This window comes from Mesorhizobium sp. RSR380A (genome assembly GCF_054719385.1).
Window position 1 is genome coordinate 664,680 of sequence record NZ_JBTTIB010000001.1, and the last position, 19,587, is coordinate 684,266.

A 19,587-nucleotide genomic window follows, 5' to 3' on the forward strand; every position below is an offset into this window, starting at 1 on the left:
ATGCCTTTGCGATCGGGACACGCACCAATCACTTCGTGATCCTAGGGCGGAGCAAGGAGCGCAGCGACGCGGCGCAGACCCTAGGATGAGGAAGTTGGGGCCTACAACGGAACGACCTTGCCATCCGCCAACGTCACCCGGCGGTCCATGCGCGAGGCGAGTTCGTGATTGTGGGTCGCGATCAGCGCGGCAAGGCCGGACTGCTTGACCAGCGCGCCAAGCGCCTCGAACACATAGGACGCGGTGACCGGGTCGAGATTGCCGGTCGGCTCGTCGGCGAGCAGCAGCAATGGCGCGTTGGCGACCGCGCGAGCAATGGCGACGCGCTGCTGTTCGCCGCCGGACAGCTCCGACGGACGGTGCGACGCGCGCTTGCCAATCTGCATATAGTCGAGCAGCTGTGCTGCGCGCTCCGACGCCTCCTTGCGCGAAAGCCCCTTGATCAGCTGCGGCATCATGATGTTTTCCAGTGCCGAAAACTCCGGCAGCAGATGATGGAACTGATAGACGAAGCCGACATCGTTGCGGCGGATTGCCGTGCGTTCGTCGTCGGAGAGCCGTCCGCAGGCGCGGCCGGCCAGAATGACGTCACCGGCATCGGGGCGCTCGAGCAGGCCCGCCGTGTGCAGCAGCGTCGACTTGCCGGTGCCCGACGGCGCCACCAGCGCCACCATCTCGCCGCGCTTCAGCGAAAAGTCGGCGCCGTTCAAAATGGTGAGCTTGCGCGGCCCCTGGACATAGTGCCGCTCGACGCTCTTCAGCTCGATAATGATCTCGGACTTCATTCGTATCTCAAGGCCTCGACCGGATCGAGCCGTGCGGCGCGCCATGCCGGAAACACCGTTGCTAGGAAGGACAGGCCGAGCGCCATCAGGATGACATAGGTGGTCTCGCGCGGGTCCATCTTTGCCGGCAGCTGGCTGAGGAAATAGAGCTCCGGGTTGAACAGCACCTTGCCGGTCATCCAGGAGAAGAACTGGCGGATGGATTCGATGTTGGTGCAGATGAGCACCCCGAGCAGCACGCCGGCCAGCGTGCCGGTGACGCCGATCGCAGCACCCGTCATCAGGAAGATGCGCAGGATGGCGCCGCGCGAGGCGCCCATTGTGCGCAGGATGGCGATATCGTGGCCCTTGTCCTTCACCAGCATGATCAGGCCGGAGATGATGTTGAGCGCCGCCACCAGCACGATCAGCGTCAGGATCATGAACATGACGTTGCGCTCGACCTGCAGTGCTGAAAAGAACGTCTCGTTGCGCTGGCGCCAGTCGACCATGTCGATCGGCCGTTGCGCCGCCGCATCCACCAGCGGTTTCAGCGCGTCGACATTATCGGGGTTGTCGACATAGATCTCGATCGTCTGCGCCCTGCCGTCCATGTTGAAATAGAGCTGCGCTTCGGAAAACGGCATGTAGACGATGGAGCTGTCATATTCCGACATGCCGACCTCGAAGATCGCCGCCACCTTGTAGCCCTTCAGCCGCGGCGTCGTGCCCATCGGCGTCACATCGCCGTCCGGCGAGATCAGCGTGATGGTGTCGCCGAGCACAAGGCCGAGATTCTCGGCCATGCGCTTGCCGATGGCGACGCCATCGCCGGAGTCGAAGCCGTCAAGCGTGCCTTGCTTGACGTTTTGGGCGACGATGGCGATCTTGCCGAGGTCTTCGGCCCTGATACCGCGCACCAGCGCGCCCATGCCGCCGCCGACATTGCCTTGCGCCAGGACCTGGCCGTCGATCAGCGGTATCGCGTATTTGACGCCGGCCACGCCGTTGATGCGGGCTGCGACCTTCGCATAGTCCTCAAGCGGCGAATCCAGCGGCTGCACGATCAAATGGCCGTTGACGCCGAGGATGCGGGTCAGAAGTTCGGCTCGAAACCCGTTCATGACAGCCATGACGACGATCAGCGTGGCGACGCCTAGCATGATGCCGAGGAAGGAGATCGAGGCGATGACCGAGATCACCGTCTCCTTGCGGCGCGACCGCAAATAACGCCAGGCGACCATGCGTTCGAACATGGAGAACGGGCCGGCGACCGGAGACTTGGTGACCGGAGACTTGGCGACCGGAGACTTGCCAACCGGAGACTGGGCTACCGAAGACTTCGCTGCCGCGGCTTCGCTCATGCGGTTGCACCGAAGCGTTTCCTGGCCTCCGCGACCGGCAGCGTCTCGCGCTCGCCGGTCCGACGGTTCTTGATCTCGATCTCGCCGGCGGCCACGCCGCGCGGCCCGACGATCACCTGCCAGGGCAGGCCGATCAGGTCGGCGGTGGCGAACTTGCCGCCCGGCCGCTGGTCGGTGTCGTCGTAAAGCACATCCTTGCCGGCGCCGGTGAAGGCGGCGTAGAGCTCGCCGCAAACGCGGTCGCACTCGGCGTCGCCGGCCTTCATGTTGATCAGGCCGATGTCGAACGGCGTCACCGCTTCCGGCCAGATGATGCCGTTGCCGTCATGGCTGGCCTCGATGATCGCCGCCACCAGCCGCGACGGACCGATACCGTAGGAGCCGCCGGAAACGAAATGATCCTTGCCGTCGGGCCCGGTCACCTTGGCGCCCATGGGCTTGGAATATTTGTCGCCGAAATGGAAGATGTGGCCGACCTCGATGCCGCGTGCCGAGACCCGGTCGGCCTCGCTAAGCTTGTCCCAGGCCGCCTCGTCATGCATCTCGTCGGTGGCGGCGTAAGGCGTCGTCCACGTTTTGACGATGTCGGCGATCTCGCCGTCATTGCCGAAGTCGGTTTTCTCGCCGGGCACCTGGAGCGACAGATATTCGCGGTCGCAATAGACCTGGCTCTCGCCGGTGTCGGCCAGGATGATGAATTCATGGCTGAGATCGCCGCCGATCGGCCCGGTGTCGGCCCGCATCGGAATGGCCTGCAGCCCCATGCGCGTGAACGTTCGGAGATAGGATACGAACATGCGGTTATAGGCGGCCTTCGCGCCCTCGAAATCGAGGTCGAAGGAATAGGCATCCTTCATCAGGAACTCGCGCGAGCGCATGACGCCGAAGCGCGGCCGCACCTCGTCGCGGAACTTCCACTGGATGTGGTAGAGGTTGAGCGGCAAATCCTTGTACGACTTGACGTAGGCGCGCACGATCTCGGTGACCACTTCCTCATTGGTCGGACCGTAGAGCATGTCGCGGTCCTGCCGGTCCTTGATGCGCAGCATCTCCTTGCCATAGTCGTCATAGCGGCCGCTTTCGCGCCACAGATCGGCCGACTGGATGGTCGGCATCAGGATTTCCAGAGCGCCGGCGCGGTTCTGCTCCTCGCGGATGATGCGGCAGACCTTGTCGAGCACCAGCTTGCCTAGCGGCAGCCAGGAAAAGCTGCCCTGCCCCTGCTGGCGGATCATGCCGGCACGCAGCATCAGCCGGTGCGAGACGATCTCGGCCTCGCGCGGATTTTCTTTCAGGATGGGCAGGAAAAACTGCGACAAACGCATGGACAGGTCCGTGAGAGAGGAGGCTGCGCCGGAATCGGCGCGGCTGGCTTGCTTGCCCCGGCTTCATAGCTATTTCGTGACGGAATGGAAACCCGACCGGCCGCATCGGTCCGAAATCGCAAAAATCGATTCTTCTTCCAAAGACCTTCGCACCGAAAACGATAATGCTTTTGATGCAAAATGATGACCCTGACTCCGAAGTGCTCACACACGCTTTGCGCGTCCGGGCGACGCGGCACACCTGACCAGATTAAGGCGGCAGCCCGGGTGTTGTTCGTTTCGCAAGCAAAGCCTGCCGCACTATTGTGCACTGCAGCACAGATTGCCCGATTGCGGGCAAAATTCTGCGTGACAATTTCATCAGGGTTAGGCTAGTGTGCCCCGATAACCGAGAGGGTGGAGAAAAATCTGCTCTCCTACGCGGTCAAAGTCTTGGGAGGATGCGATCTAGGCGCGGTTACCCGCTGCCGCCGGAAACCGGAAAACAGATCGGAACGCGTTTAAATTGCAAGGCCTTGTGCCTTGCATTTTTTTTGCCCGATCATCTGGTTAGATCAACCTGTTCCCAAATCACGTGAGCTTGCGTCAGCCTGACACCAAGGCGTGATTCTAATGCGGGTGGGCCATGCCTGGCCGCCTATTGCGCATCGCAGGCTGGCGAGACAAAATCTGAGTTTGGCGCTCCGAAACAGACACAAACATGCCAGCCGATCTGCCGGCGGGAAAGTGGTTAGTTAGCCGGTGCCTGGCTGGCTTCGGGGATGATGTGCGGGACTTCGTCGAGGCTGTAGCCCAGCCCGTGCGTCAGGCTATAGAAAACCCCCATGACGACAGCCGTGACGATGGTGGTGCGGATCACGGCGCGCAGCATATGCGGCCCGCGCGGCGCACTCGCAACCGTGCCCAGCGTCACGTCCTGGTCGTCATCCTGCGTCTTGACGCTGAACGGCAGCACGATGAACAGCATCAGCCACCAGGTGATGAAGAACAGCGCGGCAAACGAAATCCAGCTCATGCCTGCTCCAGTTCGACCAGCGTGCCGAAGAAATCCTTGGGATGCAGGAACAGCACCGGCTTGCCGTGGGCGCCGGTTTTGGGATTGCCGTCGCCCAGCACGCGGGCGCCGCTCGCTTTGAGGTGATCGCGCGCGACAAGGATGTCGTCGACCTCGTAGCAGACATGATGCATGCCACCCGAGGGGTTCTTCGCCAGAAAGGCCGCGATCGGCGACCGTTCGCCCAGCGGCTCCAGGAGTTCGATCTTGGTGTTGCCGACATCGACGAACACCACGGTAACGCCATGCTCGGGCAGCGCTTGCGGCGCGGTGACCTTCGCGCCAAGCGTATCGCGATAGGCCGCAATCGCCGCGGCCAGGTCCGGCACGGCAAGTGCTACATGGTTCAGGCGTCCCAGCATGAAGTGCTCCACAAGTTAAGGGAGTAGGGAATGGGCAGTAGGCAGTAGTGATACATCTGCATTTTTCTCCACTGCCTACCGCCTACTGCCTATTCCCTCACCTCGTCACAAACACCGTCACCAGCGGCTTCTTGCCCCAGGCCTCGTTGGCGGCGCCGCGCACGGCGCGGCGCACCGCTTCCTGCACCAGATCGAGGTCCTTGCGGCGCTGGCGAGGGATCGAGTCGACCGCGCCGACGGCCGCGTCGAGCATCAGATCTTCCATGTTTTCGCCACGGGCATCGGCCTCGGCGACGCCGATGGCGACCAGATCGGGATCGCCGGCGAGCTCATATTTATCGTCGAGCACGACATTGACCGCGACATGGCCGGCGAAGGATAGCTTGCGCCGGTCGCGTATGCCCATCGCCTGGTCGGTGCCGATCAGCCTGCCGTCCTTGTAGATGCGGCCGAACGGCACCTGGTCGATGATCGTGGCCGGACCCGGCGCCAGCCGCAGCATGTCGCCGTCGCGCACTTGCGCCACCTGGCCGATGCCCGACGTCGACATCAGCGATCCCTGCGCCACCAGATGCGCGGCTTCGCCATGCACGGGAACGCCGATCTGCGGCCGCACCCACTCATACATCCTGCGCAATTCGCTGCGGCGGGGATGGCCGGAGACATGCACAAGCGCGTCGCCATCCTCGATGATCTTGATGCCGAGGTCGATGAGGCGGTTCTTGATCTCGAGGATCGCCTTCTCGTTGCCGGGAATGGTGCGTGAGGAAAACACCACCGTGTCGCCGGCCGTCAGCGACACCGATTTCATCTCGTCGCGCGAAAGTTTTGCCACTGCCGCCAGCGCCTCGCCTTGGCTGCCGGTGCAGATGATGACCAGGTTCTCGCGCGGGATGAAGCCGAAATCCTCCTCGGCGATGAACTCCGGCAGCCCGTCCATGTAGCCGAGTTCGCCGGCGACATCGATGACCCGCTTCAGCGAGCGGCCGAGCACCAGGCACTGGCGGCCGGCATCGCGCGCCGCCTTGGCGATGGAGACGATGCGTCCGACATTGGAGGAGAAGGTGGTGACGGCGACACGGCCGACAGCGCTCTGGATGACGCCCCTGAGGCCTTCGCCCACCGCCACTTCCGACGGCGATTCGCCTTCGCGCAGCGCATTGGTGGAATCGCAGATCAGCGCCAGCACACCCTTGTCGCCATAGGCGCGAAACCGCGCCTCGTCGGTTTTCGGACCGATCGTCGGTTCCGGATCGATCTTCCAGTCGCCGGTATGGATGACGGTGCCGGCCGGCGAGGTGATCGCCAGCGACATCGGCTCGGGGATCGAGTGCGCCACCGGAATGGCCTCGATCGAGAACGGGCCGACAGTGAATGTTTCGCCTGCCCGGTAGATCGTCACCGGAATTTTCTTCGGCGCGCCCTGCTCGCCCTGGCGCTTGGCGTCCAGCAGGCCGGCGCTGAACGGTGTCATCCACACCGGCGCCTTCAGCTTCGGCCAGATGTCGAGCAGCGCCCCGTAATGGTCTTCATGCGCGTGGGTGATGATGATGCCGCGCAGGCCGGCGAGGTTCTCCTCGATGAAGCGGGTATCGGGCAGGATCAGGTCGACGCCCGGATGCGCCGCATCGGGAAAGGTCACGCCGACATCGACGACGATCCACTCGCGCGCGCTAGGCGGCCCATAGCCGTAAAGGGCGAAGTTCATGCCGATCTCGCCGACGCCGCCGAGCGGCACGAAGACGAGTTCGGCGTTTTGCGCTTTCGCCATCAATTTTCCCTTCCCGGCCCTTGCGGCCAGCCCTAAATCTTTGCCGACGCGACGGCGCCGAAATGCACGTCGCCGGCGGCTACCGTCACGACCGACCCCTCATCATCGCGGATCACGAAACGGCAGTCCGCGTCAATGGTCTCGAAGGTACCGCGCACCACATTCCCGTCAATCCTGACAGCAACCTCGCCGCCAAGCCCCGCCGCGCGCGATAGCCAGCGACGCCGGATGGCGTCGAGCCCGCGTCCGTCATCCCACAGCCGGGCATTGTCGGTCCAGGCATCGGACAGCGCCAAGAACAGCGTTTCGGCGTCGCATGTCGCGCCCAGCGCCTGAAGCGATGTCGCCGGATACGGCAAATCCGGCGGATGCGCCACCACATTGACGCCGATGCCCACCGCCACCGCGAAACGGCCGCCATCGAGAATGGCCGATTCCAGCAGGATGCCGGCCAGCTTGGCGCCGGAGGCCAGCACATCGTTCGGCCATTTCAGCTCGAAGCGGTTCTGCCCCTGGCTGGCGCCGTCGAGGCCGATAGCGATCCTGCCCTTCGGCACCACGGCGTCGAGCGCATCGGCCAGCGACAGGCCCGCGACGAAGCCCAGCGTCGCCGCCAGACGCAACTCACCGCCGGTGATGACCAGCAATGTCGCCGCCAGATTGCCCTCGGGCGATACCCAGGCCCTGCCGCGGCGGCCACGGCCGCTTTCCTGCTTCTTGGAAACGACCCACAATTTGCCGGGATCGCCTGCCCTTGCATGGTCCAGCGCCAGCGTGTTGGTGGAACCCACACTGTCATGCGCCTCGAGCCGGAACCCTTCCGTCTCAGAGGTTGGAGCCAGCCGAAATGCCATCCGGTCAGAAAAATGTCTTGGCGGCGGCTTCGGCGTAGGTCGCGATCGGACCGCCGATCAGCACATAGAACAGCACGAAAGCGCCGGAGACACCAAGCACGAGGCGCAGCTCAACCGCCATCGGCACGAAGCCGCCGGCCGGTTCGTCGAACCACATGATCTTGATGATGCGCAGATAGTAGAAAGCGCCCACCACAGAGGCCAGCACGCCGATGATCGCCAGCGCATAGAGATTGGCGTTGATGGCGGCGAGGAACACGTACCATTTCCCCCAGAAGCCGGCGAGCGGCGGGATGCCGGCCAGCGAGAACATCAGGATGGTCAGGATCGTCGCCATGATCGGGTTGGTCGACGACAGACCGGCGAGATCGCTGATATGCTCGACATTGCCTTCCTTGCGCCGCATGGCGAGGATGAAGGCGAAGGTGCCGAGCGTCATGACGAGATAGATCAGCATGTAGATGGCGACGCCGCGCACGCCGGCCTGGCTGTTGGCGGCTAGGCCGACCAGCGCGTAGCCCATATGGCCGATCGAGGAGTACGCCATCAGCCGCTTGATGTTGGTTTGGCCGATCGCGGCGAAGGAGCCGAGCGCCATCGAGGCGATCGAGATGAAGACGATGATCTGCTGCCAGTCGGAAGCGATCGGCTTGAAGGCGCCCATGGTGACGCGCACGATCAGCGCCATTGCCGCCATTTTGGGGGCAGCCGCCAGGAAGGCGGTGACCGGCGTCGGCGCGCCCTCGTAGACATCGGGCGTCCACATGTGGAACGGCACCGCGGAAATCTTGAAGGCAAGGCCGGCCAAAACGAAAACCAGGCCGACGACGAGGCCGAGCTGGCGCTCACCGCTGCCAAGCGCCGAGGCGATTTCCTGGAAGCCGACATTGCCAGTGTAGCCGTAAATGAGGCTGATGCCGTAAAGCAGCATGCCCGACGACAGCGCGCCCAGCACAAAATACTTCAAACCGGCCTCGGTCGAACGCAGATTGTCGCGATTGATCGCGGCCAGCACGTAAATCGCCAGCGACTGCAGCTCGAGGCCGAGATAGAGCCCGATCATGCCGTTGGCCGAGATCATCAGCATCATACCGAGCGTGCAGAGCAGGATCAGCACCGGGTATTCGAACTTGTCGAAATGCTCCTGCCTGGCGAAGCGCATCGACATCACCAGCGTCACCGCCGAACCGATCAGCGACAGCACCTTCATGAAGCGGGAGAACGGATCCTGGATGAAGGCGTTGCCGTAGGCTGCGCCCTGTCCCGTGGGAAAGATCAGCCATAGGCCTGCGATCACCAGCACGGCGACGGCAAGGACAGTCACCAGAATGGCAGTGTTGGCGCGCGAATAGGCGCCCACCATCAACAGCGCCAGCGCGCCGATGGCGAGGATCAGCTCCGGCGTCGAGAGCGAAAGGCTGGAGTAAAGGTCCGGCGTCATGGTTCGCAAAACCTCTGGTCAGTTCGCCGCCGCGGTCTGCGCGGCGCCGATGGATGCGGTGACATTGGTGACGAGCGCCTTGACCGACTGGGCCGTGGCATCGAAGACGGGAGCGGGATAAACGCCGAAGAAGATGACCAGCACGACCAGCGGGTAGATGATTGCCTTCTCGCGCGTCGACAGATCGAGCAGGCCCTTCAGGCTTTCCTTGGTCAGCGCGCCGAAGATCACCCGGCGGTAGAGCCAGAGCGCGTAGGCCGCCGACAGGATGACGCCGGTGGCGGCGAAGAAAGCCACCCAGGTGTTGACCCGGAACACGCCGAGCATGGTCAGGAACTCGCCAACGAAACCTGACGTGCCCGGCAAGCCGACATTGGCCATGGTGAAGATCAGGAACACCGTGGCGTATTTCGGCATGTTGTTGACCAAGCCGCCATAGGCGTCGATCTCGCGCGTGTGCATGCGGTCGTAAATGACGCCGACGCACAGGAACAGCGCGCCCGAGACGAGGCCGTGGCTCAGCATCTGGAAGATCGCGCCCTGCACGCCTTCCTGGTTCATGGCGAAGATGCCCATGGTGACGAAGCCCATATGGGCGACGGAGGAATAGGCGATCAGCTTCTTCATGTCCTCCTGCATCAGCGCCACCAGCGAGGTGTAGATGATGGCGACGACCGACAGCGTAAACACCAGCGGGGCGAACATTTCCGAGGCCAGCGGGAACATCGGCAGGGAAAAGCGCAGGAAGCCGTACCCGCCCATTTTCAACAGGATGCCGGCCAGGATCACCGAGCCCGCCGTCGGCGCTTCGACGTGGGCGTCGGGCAGCCAGGTGTGCACCGGCCACATCGGCATCTTCACCGCGAAGGAGGCGAAGAAGGCCAGAAATAGCCATGTCTGCATGTGGGCCGGGAAGTTGTGGGTCAGCAGCGTCGGGATGTCGGTGGTGCCCGCCTGGAAGAACATCGCCATGATGGCGAGCAGCATCAGCACCGAGCCGGCCAACGTGTAGAGGAAGAACTTGAACGAGGCATAGACGCGGCGCTTGCCGCCCCAGACGCCGATGATGATGAACATCGGGATCAGGCCGGCCTCGAAGAAGACGTAGAACAGCACGATGTCGAGCGCGCAGAACACGCCGATCATCAGCGTTTCCAAGAGCAGGAAGGCGATCATGTAGGCCTTGACCCGCTTGTCGATCGCTTCCCACGACGCCAGGATGCAGAGCGGCATCAGGAACGTCGTCAGGATGACGAACAGCATCGAAATGCCGTCGACGCCCATATGGTAGGAGATGCCGGAATCCAACCAGGCAAACTTCTCGACGAACTGGAAGCCGGCTTGCGAATTGTCGAAGCCGGTCCAGATGAACAGCGAGATGATGAAGGTGGCTGCTGTCGTCGTGAACGCGATGGCGCGGATGTTGCGACGCGCATTCGGGCTGTCATCCCTGATGAACAGGATCAGCAGCACACCTACGAGCGGCAGGAACGTGACCAGCGAGAGGATTGGCCAGGCGGTCATCAGAGCATCATCCAGGTGACGAGTGCGGCCACGCCGATCAGCATGGCGAAGGCATAGTGATAGAGATAGCCGGTCTGCAGCTTGACGACGCGGTCGGTGACGTCGACGACACGCGCCGAAATGCCGTCAGGGCCGAGCCCGTCGATGATGGTGCCGTCGCCGGTCTTCCACAAGAACCTGCCCAGCGCCTTTGCCGGCCGCACGAACAGGACGTCGTAGAGCTCGTCAAAGTACCATTTGTTGAGCAGGAAGGCATAGAGCAGCCGATGGTTGGCGGCGACGCTCCGGGGCAGCTCCGGCGAGCGGATGTAGAACTTCCAGGCGACGGCAAAGCCGATGATCATGGCGACGAACGGTGCCAGCTCGACCCACAGCGGCAATTCATGGATCTCGTGCAGGATGTGGTTGCCCGGCAGCGTGAACAGCGACGCCTTCCAGAATTCGGCATAGGCTTCGCCGATGAAGGCGCCATGAAAGACAACGCCGGCAAACAGCGCGCCCGCGGCCAGGATGAACAGCGGCACCAGCATCACCGGCGGCGATTCATGGACATGGTGCATGACGTCGTGGCTCGCCCGCGGCTCGCCGTGGAAGGTCATGAAGATCAGCCGCCAGGAGTAGAAGGAGGTGAAGCAGGCGGCGATGACCAGCAGGACAAAAGCGAGGCCGGCGACCGAATTGTGGCCGGCAAAGGCAGCCTCGATGATGGCATCCTTGGAGAAGAAGCCGGCGGTGCCGATGACGGTCACCGGAATGCCGACGCCGGTCAGCGCCAGCGTGCCGATCACCATCATCCAGTAGGTCTTCGGAATGAGCTTCCGCAGGCCGCCCATCTTGCGCATGTCCTGCTCGTCGGAGACGGCATGGATGACCGAGCCCGAGCCCAGGAACAGCAGCGCCTTGAAGAAGGCGTGCGTGAACAGATGGAAAATCGCCGCGCCATAGGCGCCGACGCCGAGCGCCACGAACATGTAGCCGAGCTGCGAGCAGGTCGAATAGGCGATGACGCGCTTGATGTCGTTCTGGACCAGGCCGACGGTCGCCGCGAAGAAGGCGGTGAAGGCGCCGATGAAGGTGACCACGGTCAGCGCCGAATGCGACAGTTCGAACAGCGGCGACAGCCGCGCCAGCATGAACACGCCGGCCGTCACCATGGTGGCGGCATGGATCAGTGCCGAGACCGGGGTCGGGCCTTCCATCGCGTCCGGCAGCCAGGTGTGCAGCGGCACCTGCGCCGACTTGCCCATAGCGCCCATGAACAGCAGCAGGCAGACGATGGTCATGGCCGCCTGCTTGTCCAGCGCATAGCCGAGGAAGGTCAGCACGGCGGCGCCTTGTGGTGCGCCTTCAGCCGGAATGAACGTCGCGGCATTGGCGAAGATGGTGCCGAGATTGACCGAGCCGAACAAAACGAAGACGCCGAAAATGCCGAGCGCAAAGCCGAAATCGCCGACGCGGTTGACGACGAAGGCCTTGATCGCAGCGGCATTGGCCGACGGCTTCTTGTACCAGAAGCCGATCAGCAAATAGGAGGCGAGACCCACCCCTTCCCAGCCGAAGAACATCTGCACCAGATTGTCGGCCGTCACCAGCATCAGCATGGCGAAGGTGAACAGCGACAGATAGGCGAAGAAGCGGGGCCGGTTCGGATCGTGGTGCATGTAGCCGATCGAATAGATGTGGACCAGCGCCGACACCGTGTTGACTACCACCAGCATGACCACCGTCAGCGTATCGATCCTGAGCGCCCAGGACGCGTCGAGCCCGCCGGATTGGATCCAGCGCAGTACCGGCACGGTGAACACCTCGCCCTCGCCGAAGCCGACGGAGAAGAAGGCGACCCAGGACAGCACGGCCGAGATCACCAGGAAGCCTGAGGTGATGTATTCCGATGCCTTGGCGCCCAGCGAATTGCCGAACAGGCCGACGATCAGGAAGCCGAGCAGCGGAAGGAAGACGATCGCTTGATACATGTTAGCCCCGTCAACCCTTCATCTGGTTCACGTCTTCGACCGCGATCGAGCCGCGGTTGCGGAAGAAGACGACGAGAATGGCAAGACCGATGGCCGCTTCGGCGGCGGCGACCGTCAGCACGAACAGGGCAAACACCTGGCCGACGAGATCGCCCAATGCCGCCGAGAAGGCAACGAAATTGATGTTGACCGCCAAAAGGATCAGCTCGATCGACATCAGGATGACGATGATGTTCCTGCGGTTCAGGAAGATGCCGAACACGCCCAGCGTGAACAGGATCGCCGATACGGTCAGGTAATGTGCGATGCCGACGACCATCTCAGAGCCCCTCGCCCGACTTGACCTTGCGGATTTCCATGCCTGTCGCCGGCGTGCGGCCGACCTGGGCTGCGATCGACTGCCGCTTGACCCCTTCCTTGTGGCGCAGCGTCAGGACGATGGCGCCGATCATGGCGACCAGCAGGATGAGGCCCGAAATCTGGAAGTAGTAGAGGTAGTCCGTATAGAGGATGTCGCCGAGTGCTGCGGTGTTTGTCCGCGCGGCAAGATCCGGGATGGGTTTGGAGACCGTCGAGGCCAGTTGCGGCGCGAAGGTGTAGCCGCCGAGCACCACGATCAGCTCGGCCGCCAGGATCAGCCCGACCAGCGCGCCGATCGGCGCATATTGCAGGGCGCCTTCCTTCATCTCGGCGAAGTCGACATCGAGCATCATGACGACGAACAGGAACAGCACCATGACCGCGCCGACATAGACGACAAGCAGGATCATCGCCAGGAACTCGGCGCCGGTCAGCATGAACAGGCCGGCGGCGTTGAAGAAGGTCAGGATCAGGAACAGCACGGAATGCACGGGGTTGCGCGACGAAATGACCATGAAGGCCGACGCCACCGCGACAAAGGCGAAGAGGTAGAAAAAGGCCGCCTCTAGTCCACTCAGCATTGGGGATCCCCCGGGTTCCTATTCCGACTCCGTCCCGCCTCGGGTACGAAATCGCGTGTTCCTTAGACGGGCGACGTTGCGCCGTCCACTTTCTTATTCCTTCTCCCCGTTTACGAGGAGAAGGTGGCCCGAAGGGCCGGATGAGGGGCAGCGCAGAGATTTGCGGCCTTGGCGCCGCCCCTCATCTGCCTGCCGGCATCTTCTCCCCGTAAACAGGGAGAAGCACGCTAATCACCGATAGGGCGAGTCCAGCGAGATGTTGCGCGCCAGTTCGCGCTCCCAGCGGTCGCCATTCGCCAGCAGCCTGTCCTTGTCGTAGTAAAGCTCTTCGCGCGTCTCCGTCGCGAACTCGAAATTCGGCCCCTCGACGATGGCGTCGACCGGGCAGGCTTCCTGGCAGAAGCCGCAATAGATGCACTTCACCATGTCGATGTCGTAGCGCACGGTGCGGCGAGTGCCGTCATTGCGGCGCGGGCCGGCCTCGATGGTGATCGCCTGCGCCGGACAGATCGCTTCGCACAATTTGCAGGCGATGCAGCGTTCCTCGCCATTGGGATAGCGGCGCAGCGCATGCTCGCCACGGAAGCGCGGGCTGGTCGGCCCTTTCTCGTGCGGATAGTTGATCGTTTCCTTCGGCGCGAAGAACTGGCGCATCGACAGGAAGAAGGCGCTGACGAAATCCTGCAGCAGCAGCGATTTTGCGGCCTGGCCAAAAGCGGACATCACGCAAACCCCGTGATTTTGAGGAAGGCCGCGGTGGCAACGACCATGAACAGGGAGATCGGCAGGAACACTTTCCAGCCCAGCCGCATCAGCTGGTCGTATCGGTAGCGCGGCACGAAGGCCTTCACCATGGAGAACATGAAGAACATCAGGCAGATCTTGAGCACGAACCAGATCACGCCGGGCACCCAGGTGAAGGGGGCGAAGTCGAAGGGCGGCAGCCAGCCGCCGAGGAACAGGATGGTGGCCAGCGCGCACATCATCACCACGGCGACATATTCGCCGAGGAAGAACAACAGGAACGGCGTCGAGGAGTATTCGACCATATGGCCGGCGACGAGTTCCGACTCGGCTTCCACCAGGTCGAAGGGCGGGCGGTTGGTCTCGGCCAGCGCCGAGATGAAGAAAATGACGAACATCGGGAACAGCGCCAGCCAGTGCCAGTCGAGGAAGCTGTTGGGCAGGCCAAGCTTGGTGCCCAGCCCATCCTGCTGCGACAGCACGATGTCCGACAGGTTGAGCGAGCCGACGCAGAGCAGCACGGTGACGATGACGAAGCCGATCGAGACTTCGTAGGACACCATCTGCGCCGCCGAGCGCAGCGCGCCGAGGAACGGGTATTTCGAGTTGGACGCCCAGCCGCCCATGATCACGCCGTAGACCTCGAGCGAGGAGATGGCGAAGACGTAGAGGATGCCGACATTGACGTTGGCGATCCCCCAGCCCGCATTGACGGGAATGACCGCCCAGGCCGAGATTGCCAGCACGGCCGACACCAGCGGCGCCAGCAGGAACACGCCCTTGTTGGCGCCGGACGGAATGACCGGTTCCTTGAAGACGAATTTCAGCAGATCGGCGAAAGCCTGCAGCGTGCCCCACGGGCCGACGACGTTCGGGCCGCGGCGCAATTGCACCGCCGCCCAGATCTTGCGGTCGGCGTAAAGCAGGTAGGCAACCCCGATCAGCAAAACGACGATCAGCACGACCGACTTTAAAAGGATGATCAGCGTCGGCACCACATAGAAGGAGAAGAAAGTGTCCATGTCTACTCTGCCGCCTGCCTGAAGCCGTTTTTCGCCAGCGCCGAGCATTCCGCCATGACGGCGGAGGCCCGCGCGATCGGGTTCGTCAGATAGAAATCCGTGACCGGCGAGGTGAAAGTGCCCTTGTTCAGCCGCCCGCCGAGCTTCGCCACCCTGGCGATGTCGTCGGGGTTGCCTGAGACAACATGATCGATGCGGGCGAGATGCGGGTATTCGCCATAGAGTTTGGCGCGCAACTGCTGCAGCGAATCGAAGGGTAGTTTCTTGCCCAGCACATCGGACAATGCCCTCAGGATCGCCCAGTCCTCGCGCGCATCGCCCGGCGCGAAGCCGGCGCGGTTGGTCTGCTGCACGCGTCCCTCGGTGTTGACATAGGTGCCGGACTTTTCGGTGTAGGCGGCTCCCGGCAGGATGACATTGGCGCGGTGCGCACCGGCGTCGCCATGCGTTCCGACATAGACAACGAAGGCGCCGCCGGTCTTGGACATGTCGATCTCGTCGGCGCCGAGCAGGAACAGAACCTCGCTCTCCCCCAGCATGCCGGCAACGTTCTTGCCGCCCTTGCCAGGCACGAAGCCGACATCGAGACCGCCGACGCGCGCGGCCGCAGTGTGCAGCACGGCAAAGCCGTTCCAGTCGGCGCGGGCAGCGTTCACGGCCGTGGCGAGTTTCGCCGCCTGGCCGAGCACCGCCGCGCCGTCGGCACGCGATAGTGCGCCCTGGCCGACGATGATCAGAGGATGCGTCGCCTTCTTCAGCACCTGGAAGAACTTGCCGTTGCCATCGGCCAAGTCTTTCAGCGACTCCGGACCGGCGCCGAGCTGTTCATAGTCGTAACGCGTGTCGCCGACCTCGCCGATGACGCCGACCGGCAGATTGCCGATCCGCCAGCGCTTGCGGATGCGGGCATTGAGCACCGAGGCCTCGAAGCGCGGATTGCCGCCGATGATCAGCACCGCGTCGGCCTGCTCGATGCCCTCGATGGTGGGGTTGAAGATGTAGCTGGCGCGGCCGAGCGCGGGATCGAGTGCGGCGCCGTCCTGGCGGCAATCGGTGTTCTTCGAGCCCAACGCAGCCATAAGCTGCTTAAGCGCGTAGATTTCCTCGACGGCGGCAAGATCGCCCGCAATCGCGCCGATTTTCTCGGGCGCCGCATTCGACACCGCATCCCTGATCGCAACGAACGCTTCGGCCCAGCTGGCCGGCGCCAGCTTTCCGTCCTTGCGGACATAGGGGCGGTCGAGGCGCTGCGTGCGCAATCCGTCCCAGATGAAGCGGGTCTTGTCGGAAATCCACTCCTCGTTCACCGCTTCATTGACGCGCGGCAGGATGCGCATCACCTCGCGGCCACGGCTGTCGACGCGGATTGCCGAGCCGACGGCGTCCATGACGTCGATGGATTCGGTCTTGGTCAGCTCCCACGGCCGCGCCTGGAAGGCGAACGGCTTCGACGTCAGCGCGCCGACCGGGCAGAGGTCGATGACATTGCCCTGCAGCTCCGAGGTCATGGCGCTTTCGAGATAGGTGGTGATCTCGGCATCCTCGCCGCGGCCGATCAGGCCAAGCTCGGAAATGCCCGCAACTTCCGTGGTGAAGCGAACGCAGCGCGTGCAGTGGATGCAGCGGTTCATCACCGTCTTGACCAGTGGGCCGATATACTTGTCTTCGACCGCGCGCTTGTTCTCGTGATAGCGCGAGGAATCGACGCCGAAGGCCATCGCCTGGTCTTGCAGGTCGCATTCGCCGCCCTGGTCGCAGATCGGGCAATCCAGCGGATGGTTGATCAAAAGGAATTCCATCACCCCTTCGCGGGCCTTCTTGACCATCGGCGTGTTGGTGAAGATTTCAGGCGCCTCGCCATTCGGACCCGGACGCAGGTCGCGCACATTCATGGCGCAGGAGGCCTGCGGCTTCGGCGGCCCGCCCTTCACCTCGATCAGGCACATGCGGCAATTGCCGGCGATCGACAGCCGCTCATGGAAGCAGAAGCGCGGCACTTCCGCGCCGGCGTCCTCGGCCGCCTGCAGCAGCGTGTAGTGGTCGGGTACAGTGATCTCTTTCCCGTCGACCTTGAGCTTTGCCATCAATTGCCCCCGGCGGTCTGCGCCGTCTCATATGCCTGAAACAGATCGCTCAGCCTGATGCCATTGATCATCATGCCGGCGACTTCAGCGTTTTCTATCTTCAGATTGCTCATATTCACATTGCTGAAAAACGCGTTCGAGAGGTTCGCGTCGTCCACCACGGCCGCCGACAGGTCGACGTTGTGAAACTGCGTGTTCGACAAGTTCACATCGTCAAATCTGGAGTTGCTGACGATGGCATTGCGCACATCGAGAACATCGCTCCTGTCGTGGATCTCCATGCCTGCCACCCCTACTTCTTCGCCTTGGCAGCCAGCGTCAGCGCCGCGGCCTGGCGGGTCCACTCGTCGCGGCCGATGCGGCCGGTGAGCGACAGGTAGTCCTCGACCCAGGCGATCTCTTCCGGCGTCCACGCCGCGATCTGGGCAAAGGTCCAGATGCCGAGGCCGTTCAGCACCTTTTCCAGCTTCGGCCCAACGCCGGTGATCGCCTTGAGATCCGACGGCTTGGCCGGACGCGCCATGGCCTTGGGCTGTCTGAAATCCTCCGGCATCAATCCGATCGTCGCGCCTTCGGCGACGGCATCGGTCTTCTCCGGCTCGGCATCGACGGTGCGAGCGGCAATATCGGTCACATCCTGGGCAAAACTCTGCGCCTCGGCGATCAGGGTTCTGGTCGCCGCGCGCGCCTTGGTGGCCGGCGCGGTCTCGGAGAACTCTTGGGTGCGCTGCTCGAAATCGTCGATGATCGGCTGGAAAATCCGCTGCGATGCCTCGGCAGCACCCGACAAGGCGCCGAGCCACACGCCAAATGCATGGTTGGCAAGGCCGAAGCCCAGCGCCGACATCGCGGCGGCACCAGCGACAGGATGCGCGAGAAGGTTGACGGCGCTGGCCATCTCCTTCGGCATCATCCTGGTCAAATCCTGGTTCATCTTTTCAAGCTGGTCCAAATTGGGCATCAAAGGGTTCGAATACTGCGCCATAGACATCTCCTGGTCGTTTCTTCGCTTGCCCCGCCCCGCTGTGTCAGTCCCGGGCTTGCGCCCGTATTTCAAATCTACTCAGCCGCCACCATCACCGGTTCGGCCCGGTGCGCGTTGCGCGAAAACTCGTCGATGCGCCGCTCCACCTCGCCGCGGAAATGCCGCATCAGGCCCTGGATCGGCCATGCCGCGGCATCGCCCAGCGCGCAGATCGTATGACCCTCCACCTGTTTGGTGACGTCGAGCAGCATGTCGATCTCGCGCTTCTGCGCCTCGCCGCGCACCAGCCGCTCCATCACCCGCCACATCCAGCCGGTGCCTTCGCGGCATGGCGTGCACTGGCCGCAGCTCTCATGCTTGTAGAAATAGGAAAGCCTGGCGATCGCCTTCACGATATCGGTCGATTTGTCCATGACGATGACAGCCGCCGTGCCGAGGCCGGATTTCAGGTCGCGCAAAGCATCGAAATCCATCGGCGCATCGATGATCTGCTCGGCCGGCACCAGCGGCACCGAAGCGCCGCCCGGAATGACCGCGAGGAGATTGTCCCAGCCGCCGCGAATGCCACCGCAATGCGTCTCGATCAGCTCGCGGAACGGGATCGACATCGCCTCTTCGACGGTGCACGGATTGTTGACATGGCCCGAGATGCAAAACAGCTTGGTGCCGACATTGTTGGGGCGGCCGAAGGACGAGAACCAGGCGGCGCCACGGCGCAAAATGGTCGGCGCGACCGCGATTGACTCGACATTGTTCACGGTAGTCGGACAACCGTACAAGCCGACATTGGCTGGGAATGGCGGCTTCAGCCGGGGCTGGCCCTTCTTGCCTTCGAGGCTTTCGAGAAGTGCTGTTTCCTCGCCACATATATAGGCGCCGGCGCCGTGATGCATGTAGATGTCGAAATCGTATCCGGACGTGTTGTTCTTGCCGATCAGCCTGGCCTCGTAGGCCTCGTCGATGGCGCGCTGCAGCGCCTCGCGCTCACGGATGAACTCGCCGCGCACATAGATGTAGGCGGCGACCGCGCCCATGGCGAAGCCGGCGATGAACGAGCCCTCGACCAGGGTGTGCGGATCGTTGCGCAGGATATCGCGGTCCTTGCACGTGCCGGGCTCGGACTCGTCGGCGTTGACAACGAGATAACTCGGCCTTCCATCGCTCTGCTTGGGCATGAACGACCATTTCAGCCCGGTCGGGAAGCCGGCGCCGCCACGGCCGCGCAGGCCGGACGCCTTCATCTCATTGACGATCCACTCTCGCCCCTTGGCGATGATGCCGGGCGTGTTGTCCCAGGCGCCGCGCGCCATCGCGCCGGCCAGTGACTTGTCGAAGAGCCCGTAGATGTTGTTGAAGATGCGGTCTTTGTCAGCCAGCAT

The 19,587-nt window shown here is 63.1% G+C and carries 18 protein-coding genes; all 18 read right to left on the reverse strand.

Features of this window, described 5'->3' with window-relative positions:
* Nucleotides 1–101: 101 nt before the first annotated feature.
* Entirely contained in the window at nt 102–785 is a 684-nt protein-coding gene (locus ACYG9Z_RS03285) for an ABC transporter ATP-binding protein (RefSeq protein ID WP_023685211.1), read from the reverse strand.
* The gene (locus ACYG9Z_RS03290) at nt 782–2,020 is read right to left on the reverse strand and encodes a lipoprotein-releasing ABC transporter permease subunit (RefSeq protein WP_031244030.1); all 1,239 of its coding nucleotides are present in this window, start codon (nt 2,018–2,020) and stop codon (nt 782–784) included. The genes ACYG9Z_RS03285 and ACYG9Z_RS03290 overlap by 4 nt, the downstream gene beginning before the upstream one ends.
* 104 nt (nt 2,021–2,124) lie before the next feature.
* The gene (proS, locus tag ACYG9Z_RS03295) at nt 2,125–3,453 is read right to left on the reverse strand and encodes a proline--tRNA ligase (RefSeq protein ID WP_023751639.1); all 1,329 of its coding nucleotides are present in this window, start codon (nt 3,451–3,453) and stop codon (nt 2,125–2,127) included.
* 730 nt (nt 3,454–4,183) lie between these two features.
* A complete protein-coding gene (locus ACYG9Z_RS03300; protein ID WP_023670803.1) occupies nt 4,184–4,468 on the reverse strand; it encodes a DUF1467 family protein in 285 nt (94 codons plus the stop codon).
* Nucleotides 4,465–4,869 (reverse strand): methylmalonyl-CoA epimerase, encoded by a 405-nt coding sequence (mce, locus tag ACYG9Z_RS03305; protein ID WP_023685207.1) that lies wholly within the window; start codon nt 4,867–4,869, stop codon nt 4,465–4,467. Before mce ends, ACYG9Z_RS03300 begins: the two co-directional genes overlap by 4 nt.
* A 97-nt stretch (nt 4,870–4,966) precedes the next feature.
* Nucleotides 4,967–6,640, reverse strand: coding sequence for a ribonuclease J (locus tag ACYG9Z_RS03310; RefSeq protein ID WP_023751640.1), 1,674 nt, complete (start codon nt 6,638–6,640; stop codon nt 4,967–4,969).
* A 32-nt stretch (nt 6,641–6,672) separates the two neighbouring features.
* Nucleotides 6,673–7,494: a biotin--[acetyl-CoA-carboxylase] ligase gene (locus tag ACYG9Z_RS03315; RefSeq protein ID WP_023709242.1), complete on the reverse strand. Its 822-nt coding sequence runs from the start codon at nt 7,492–7,494 to the stop codon at nt 6,673–6,675.
* 4 nt (nt 7,495–7,498) lie between these two features.
* Nucleotides 7,499–8,935, reverse strand: a complete 1,437-nt coding sequence (gene nuoN / locus ACYG9Z_RS03320; RefSeq protein WP_023751641.1) for an NADH-quinone oxidoreductase subunit NuoN — start codon at nt 8,933–8,935, stop codon at nt 7,499–7,501.
* Nucleotides 8,936–8,953: 18 nt separating this feature from the next.
* Complete coding sequence (locus ACYG9Z_RS03325; RefSeq protein ID WP_023670808.1) at nt 8,954–10,459, reverse strand: NADH-quinone oxidoreductase subunit M; 1,506 nt, start codon at nt 10,457–10,459, stop codon at nt 8,954–8,956.
* The gene (gene nuoL / locus ACYG9Z_RS03330) at nt 10,459–12,432 is read right to left on the reverse strand and encodes an NADH-quinone oxidoreductase subunit L (RefSeq protein ID WP_023706137.1); all 1,974 of its coding nucleotides are present in this window, start codon (nt 12,430–12,432) and stop codon (nt 10,459–10,461) included. The genes ACYG9Z_RS03325 and nuoL overlap by 1 nt, the downstream gene beginning before the upstream one ends.
* A gap of 10 nt (nt 12,433–12,442) precedes the next feature.
* Nucleotides 12,443–12,751, reverse strand: a complete 309-nt coding sequence (gene nuoK / locus ACYG9Z_RS03335) for an NADH-quinone oxidoreductase subunit NuoK (protein ID WP_023670810.1) — start codon at nt 12,749–12,751, stop codon at nt 12,443–12,445.
* 1 nt (nt 12,752) lies between these two features.
* Nucleotides 12,753–13,373: an NADH-quinone oxidoreductase subunit J gene (locus ACYG9Z_RS03340; RefSeq protein WP_023690957.1), complete on the reverse strand. Its 621-nt coding sequence runs from the start codon at nt 13,371–13,373 to the stop codon at nt 12,753–12,755.
* A 231-nt stretch (nt 13,374–13,604) separates the two neighbouring features.
* Entirely contained in the window at nt 13,605–14,096 is a 492-nt protein-coding gene (gene nuoI / locus ACYG9Z_RS03345) for an NADH-quinone oxidoreductase subunit NuoI (RefSeq protein WP_023685203.1), read from the reverse strand.
* Nucleotides 14,096–15,139 carry an NADH-quinone oxidoreductase subunit NuoH gene (gene nuoH, locus ACYG9Z_RS03350; RefSeq protein ID WP_023735918.1) on the reverse strand — a complete coding sequence of 348 codons (1,044 nt, stop codon included), beginning with the start codon at nt 15,137–15,139 and terminating at the stop codon, nt 14,096–14,098. The genes nuoI and nuoH overlap by 1 nt, the downstream gene beginning before the upstream one ends.
* Nucleotides 15,140–15,141: 2 nt before the next feature.
* The gene (gene nuoG / locus ACYG9Z_RS03355; protein WP_023735919.1) at nt 15,142–17,223 is read right to left on the reverse strand and encodes an NADH-quinone oxidoreductase subunit NuoG; all 2,082 of its coding nucleotides are present in this window, start codon (nt 17,221–17,223) and stop codon (nt 15,142–15,144) included.
* On the reverse strand, nt 17,223–17,504 hold the full coding sequence (locus ACYG9Z_RS03360; RefSeq protein WP_023685200.1) for a pentapeptide repeat-containing protein: 282 nt from the start codon (nt 17,502–17,504) through the stop codon (nt 17,223–17,225). The genes nuoG and ACYG9Z_RS03360 overlap by 1 nt, the downstream gene beginning before the upstream one ends.
* Before the next feature lie 11 nt (nt 17,505–17,515).
* Nucleotides 17,516–18,208 (reverse strand): NADH-ubiquinone dehydrogenase subunit, encoded by a 693-nt coding sequence (locus tag ACYG9Z_RS03365; protein ID WP_023685199.1) that lies wholly within the window; start codon nt 18,206–18,208, stop codon nt 17,516–17,518.
* Between the two features lie 74 nt (nt 18,209–18,282).
* Nucleotides 18,283–19,587 (reverse strand): NADH-quinone oxidoreductase subunit NuoF, encoded by a 1,305-nt coding sequence (gene nuoF / locus ACYG9Z_RS03370; RefSeq protein WP_023670819.1) that lies wholly within the window; start codon nt 19,585–19,587, stop codon nt 18,283–18,285.

Coding starts and splice junctions, on each gene's coding strand:
- ACYG9Z_RS03285 (WP_023685211.1), bottom strand. CDS start 785: ATGAAGTCCGAGATCATTATCGAGCTGAAGAGCGTCGAGCGGCACTAT.
- ACYG9Z_RS03290 (WP_031244030.1), bottom strand. CDS start 2,020: ATGTTCGAACGCATGGTCGCCTGGCGTTATTTGCGGTCGCGCCGCAAG.
- proS (WP_023751639.1), bottom strand. CDS start 3,453: ATGCGTTTGTCGCAGTTTTTCCTGCCCATCCTGAAAGAAAATCCGCGC.
- ACYG9Z_RS03300 (WP_023670803.1), bottom strand. CDS start 4,468: ATGAGCTGGATTTCGTTTGCCGCGCTGTTCTTCATCACCTGGTGGCTG.
- mce (WP_023685207.1), bottom strand. CDS start 4,869: ATGCTGGGACGCCTGAACCATGTAGCACTTGCCGTGCCGGACCTGGCC.
- ACYG9Z_RS03310 (WP_023751640.1), bottom strand. CDS start 6,640: ATGGCGAAAGCGCAAAACGCCGAACTCGTCTTCGTGCCGCTCGGCGGC.
- ACYG9Z_RS03315 (WP_023709242.1), bottom strand. CDS start 7,494: ATGGCATTTCGGCTGGCTCCAACCTCTGAGACGGAAGGGTTCCGGCTC.
- nuoN (WP_023751641.1), bottom strand. CDS start 8,935: ATGACGCCGGACCTTTACTCCAGCCTTTCGCTCTCGACGCCGGAGCTG.
- ACYG9Z_RS03325 (WP_023670808.1), bottom strand. CDS start 10,459: ATGACCGCCTGGCCAATCCTCTCGCTGGTCACGTTCCTGCCGCTCGTA.
- nuoL (WP_023706137.1), bottom strand. CDS start 12,432: ATGTATCAAGCGATCGTCTTCCTTCCGCTGCTCGGCTTCCTGATCGTC.
- nuoK (WP_023670810.1), bottom strand. CDS start 12,751: ATGGTCGTCGGCATCGCACATTACCTGACCGTATCGGCGATCCTGTTC.
- ACYG9Z_RS03340 (WP_023690957.1), bottom strand. CDS start 13,373: ATGCTGAGTGGACTAGAGGCGGCCTTTTTCTACCTCTTCGCCTTTGTC.
- nuoI (WP_023685203.1), bottom strand. CDS start 14,096: ATGTCCGCTTTTGGCCAGGCCGCAAAATCGCTGCTGCTGCAGGATTTC.
- nuoH (WP_023735918.1), bottom strand. CDS start 15,139: ATGGACACTTTCTTCTCCTTCTATGTGGTGCCGACGCTGATCATCCTT.
- nuoG (WP_023735919.1), bottom strand. CDS start 17,223: ATGGCAAAGCTCAAGGTCGACGGGAAAGAGATCACTGTACCCGACCAC.
- ACYG9Z_RS03360 (WP_023685200.1), bottom strand. CDS start 17,504: ATGGAGATCCACGACAGGAGCGATGTTCTCGATGTGCGCAATGCCATC.
- ACYG9Z_RS03365 (WP_023685199.1), bottom strand. CDS start 18,208: ATGGCGCAGTATTCGAACCCTTTGATGCCCAATTTGGACCAGCTTGAA.
- nuoF (WP_023670819.1), bottom strand. CDS start 19,587: ATGCTGGCTGACAAAGACCGCATCTTCAACAACATCTACGGGCTCTTC.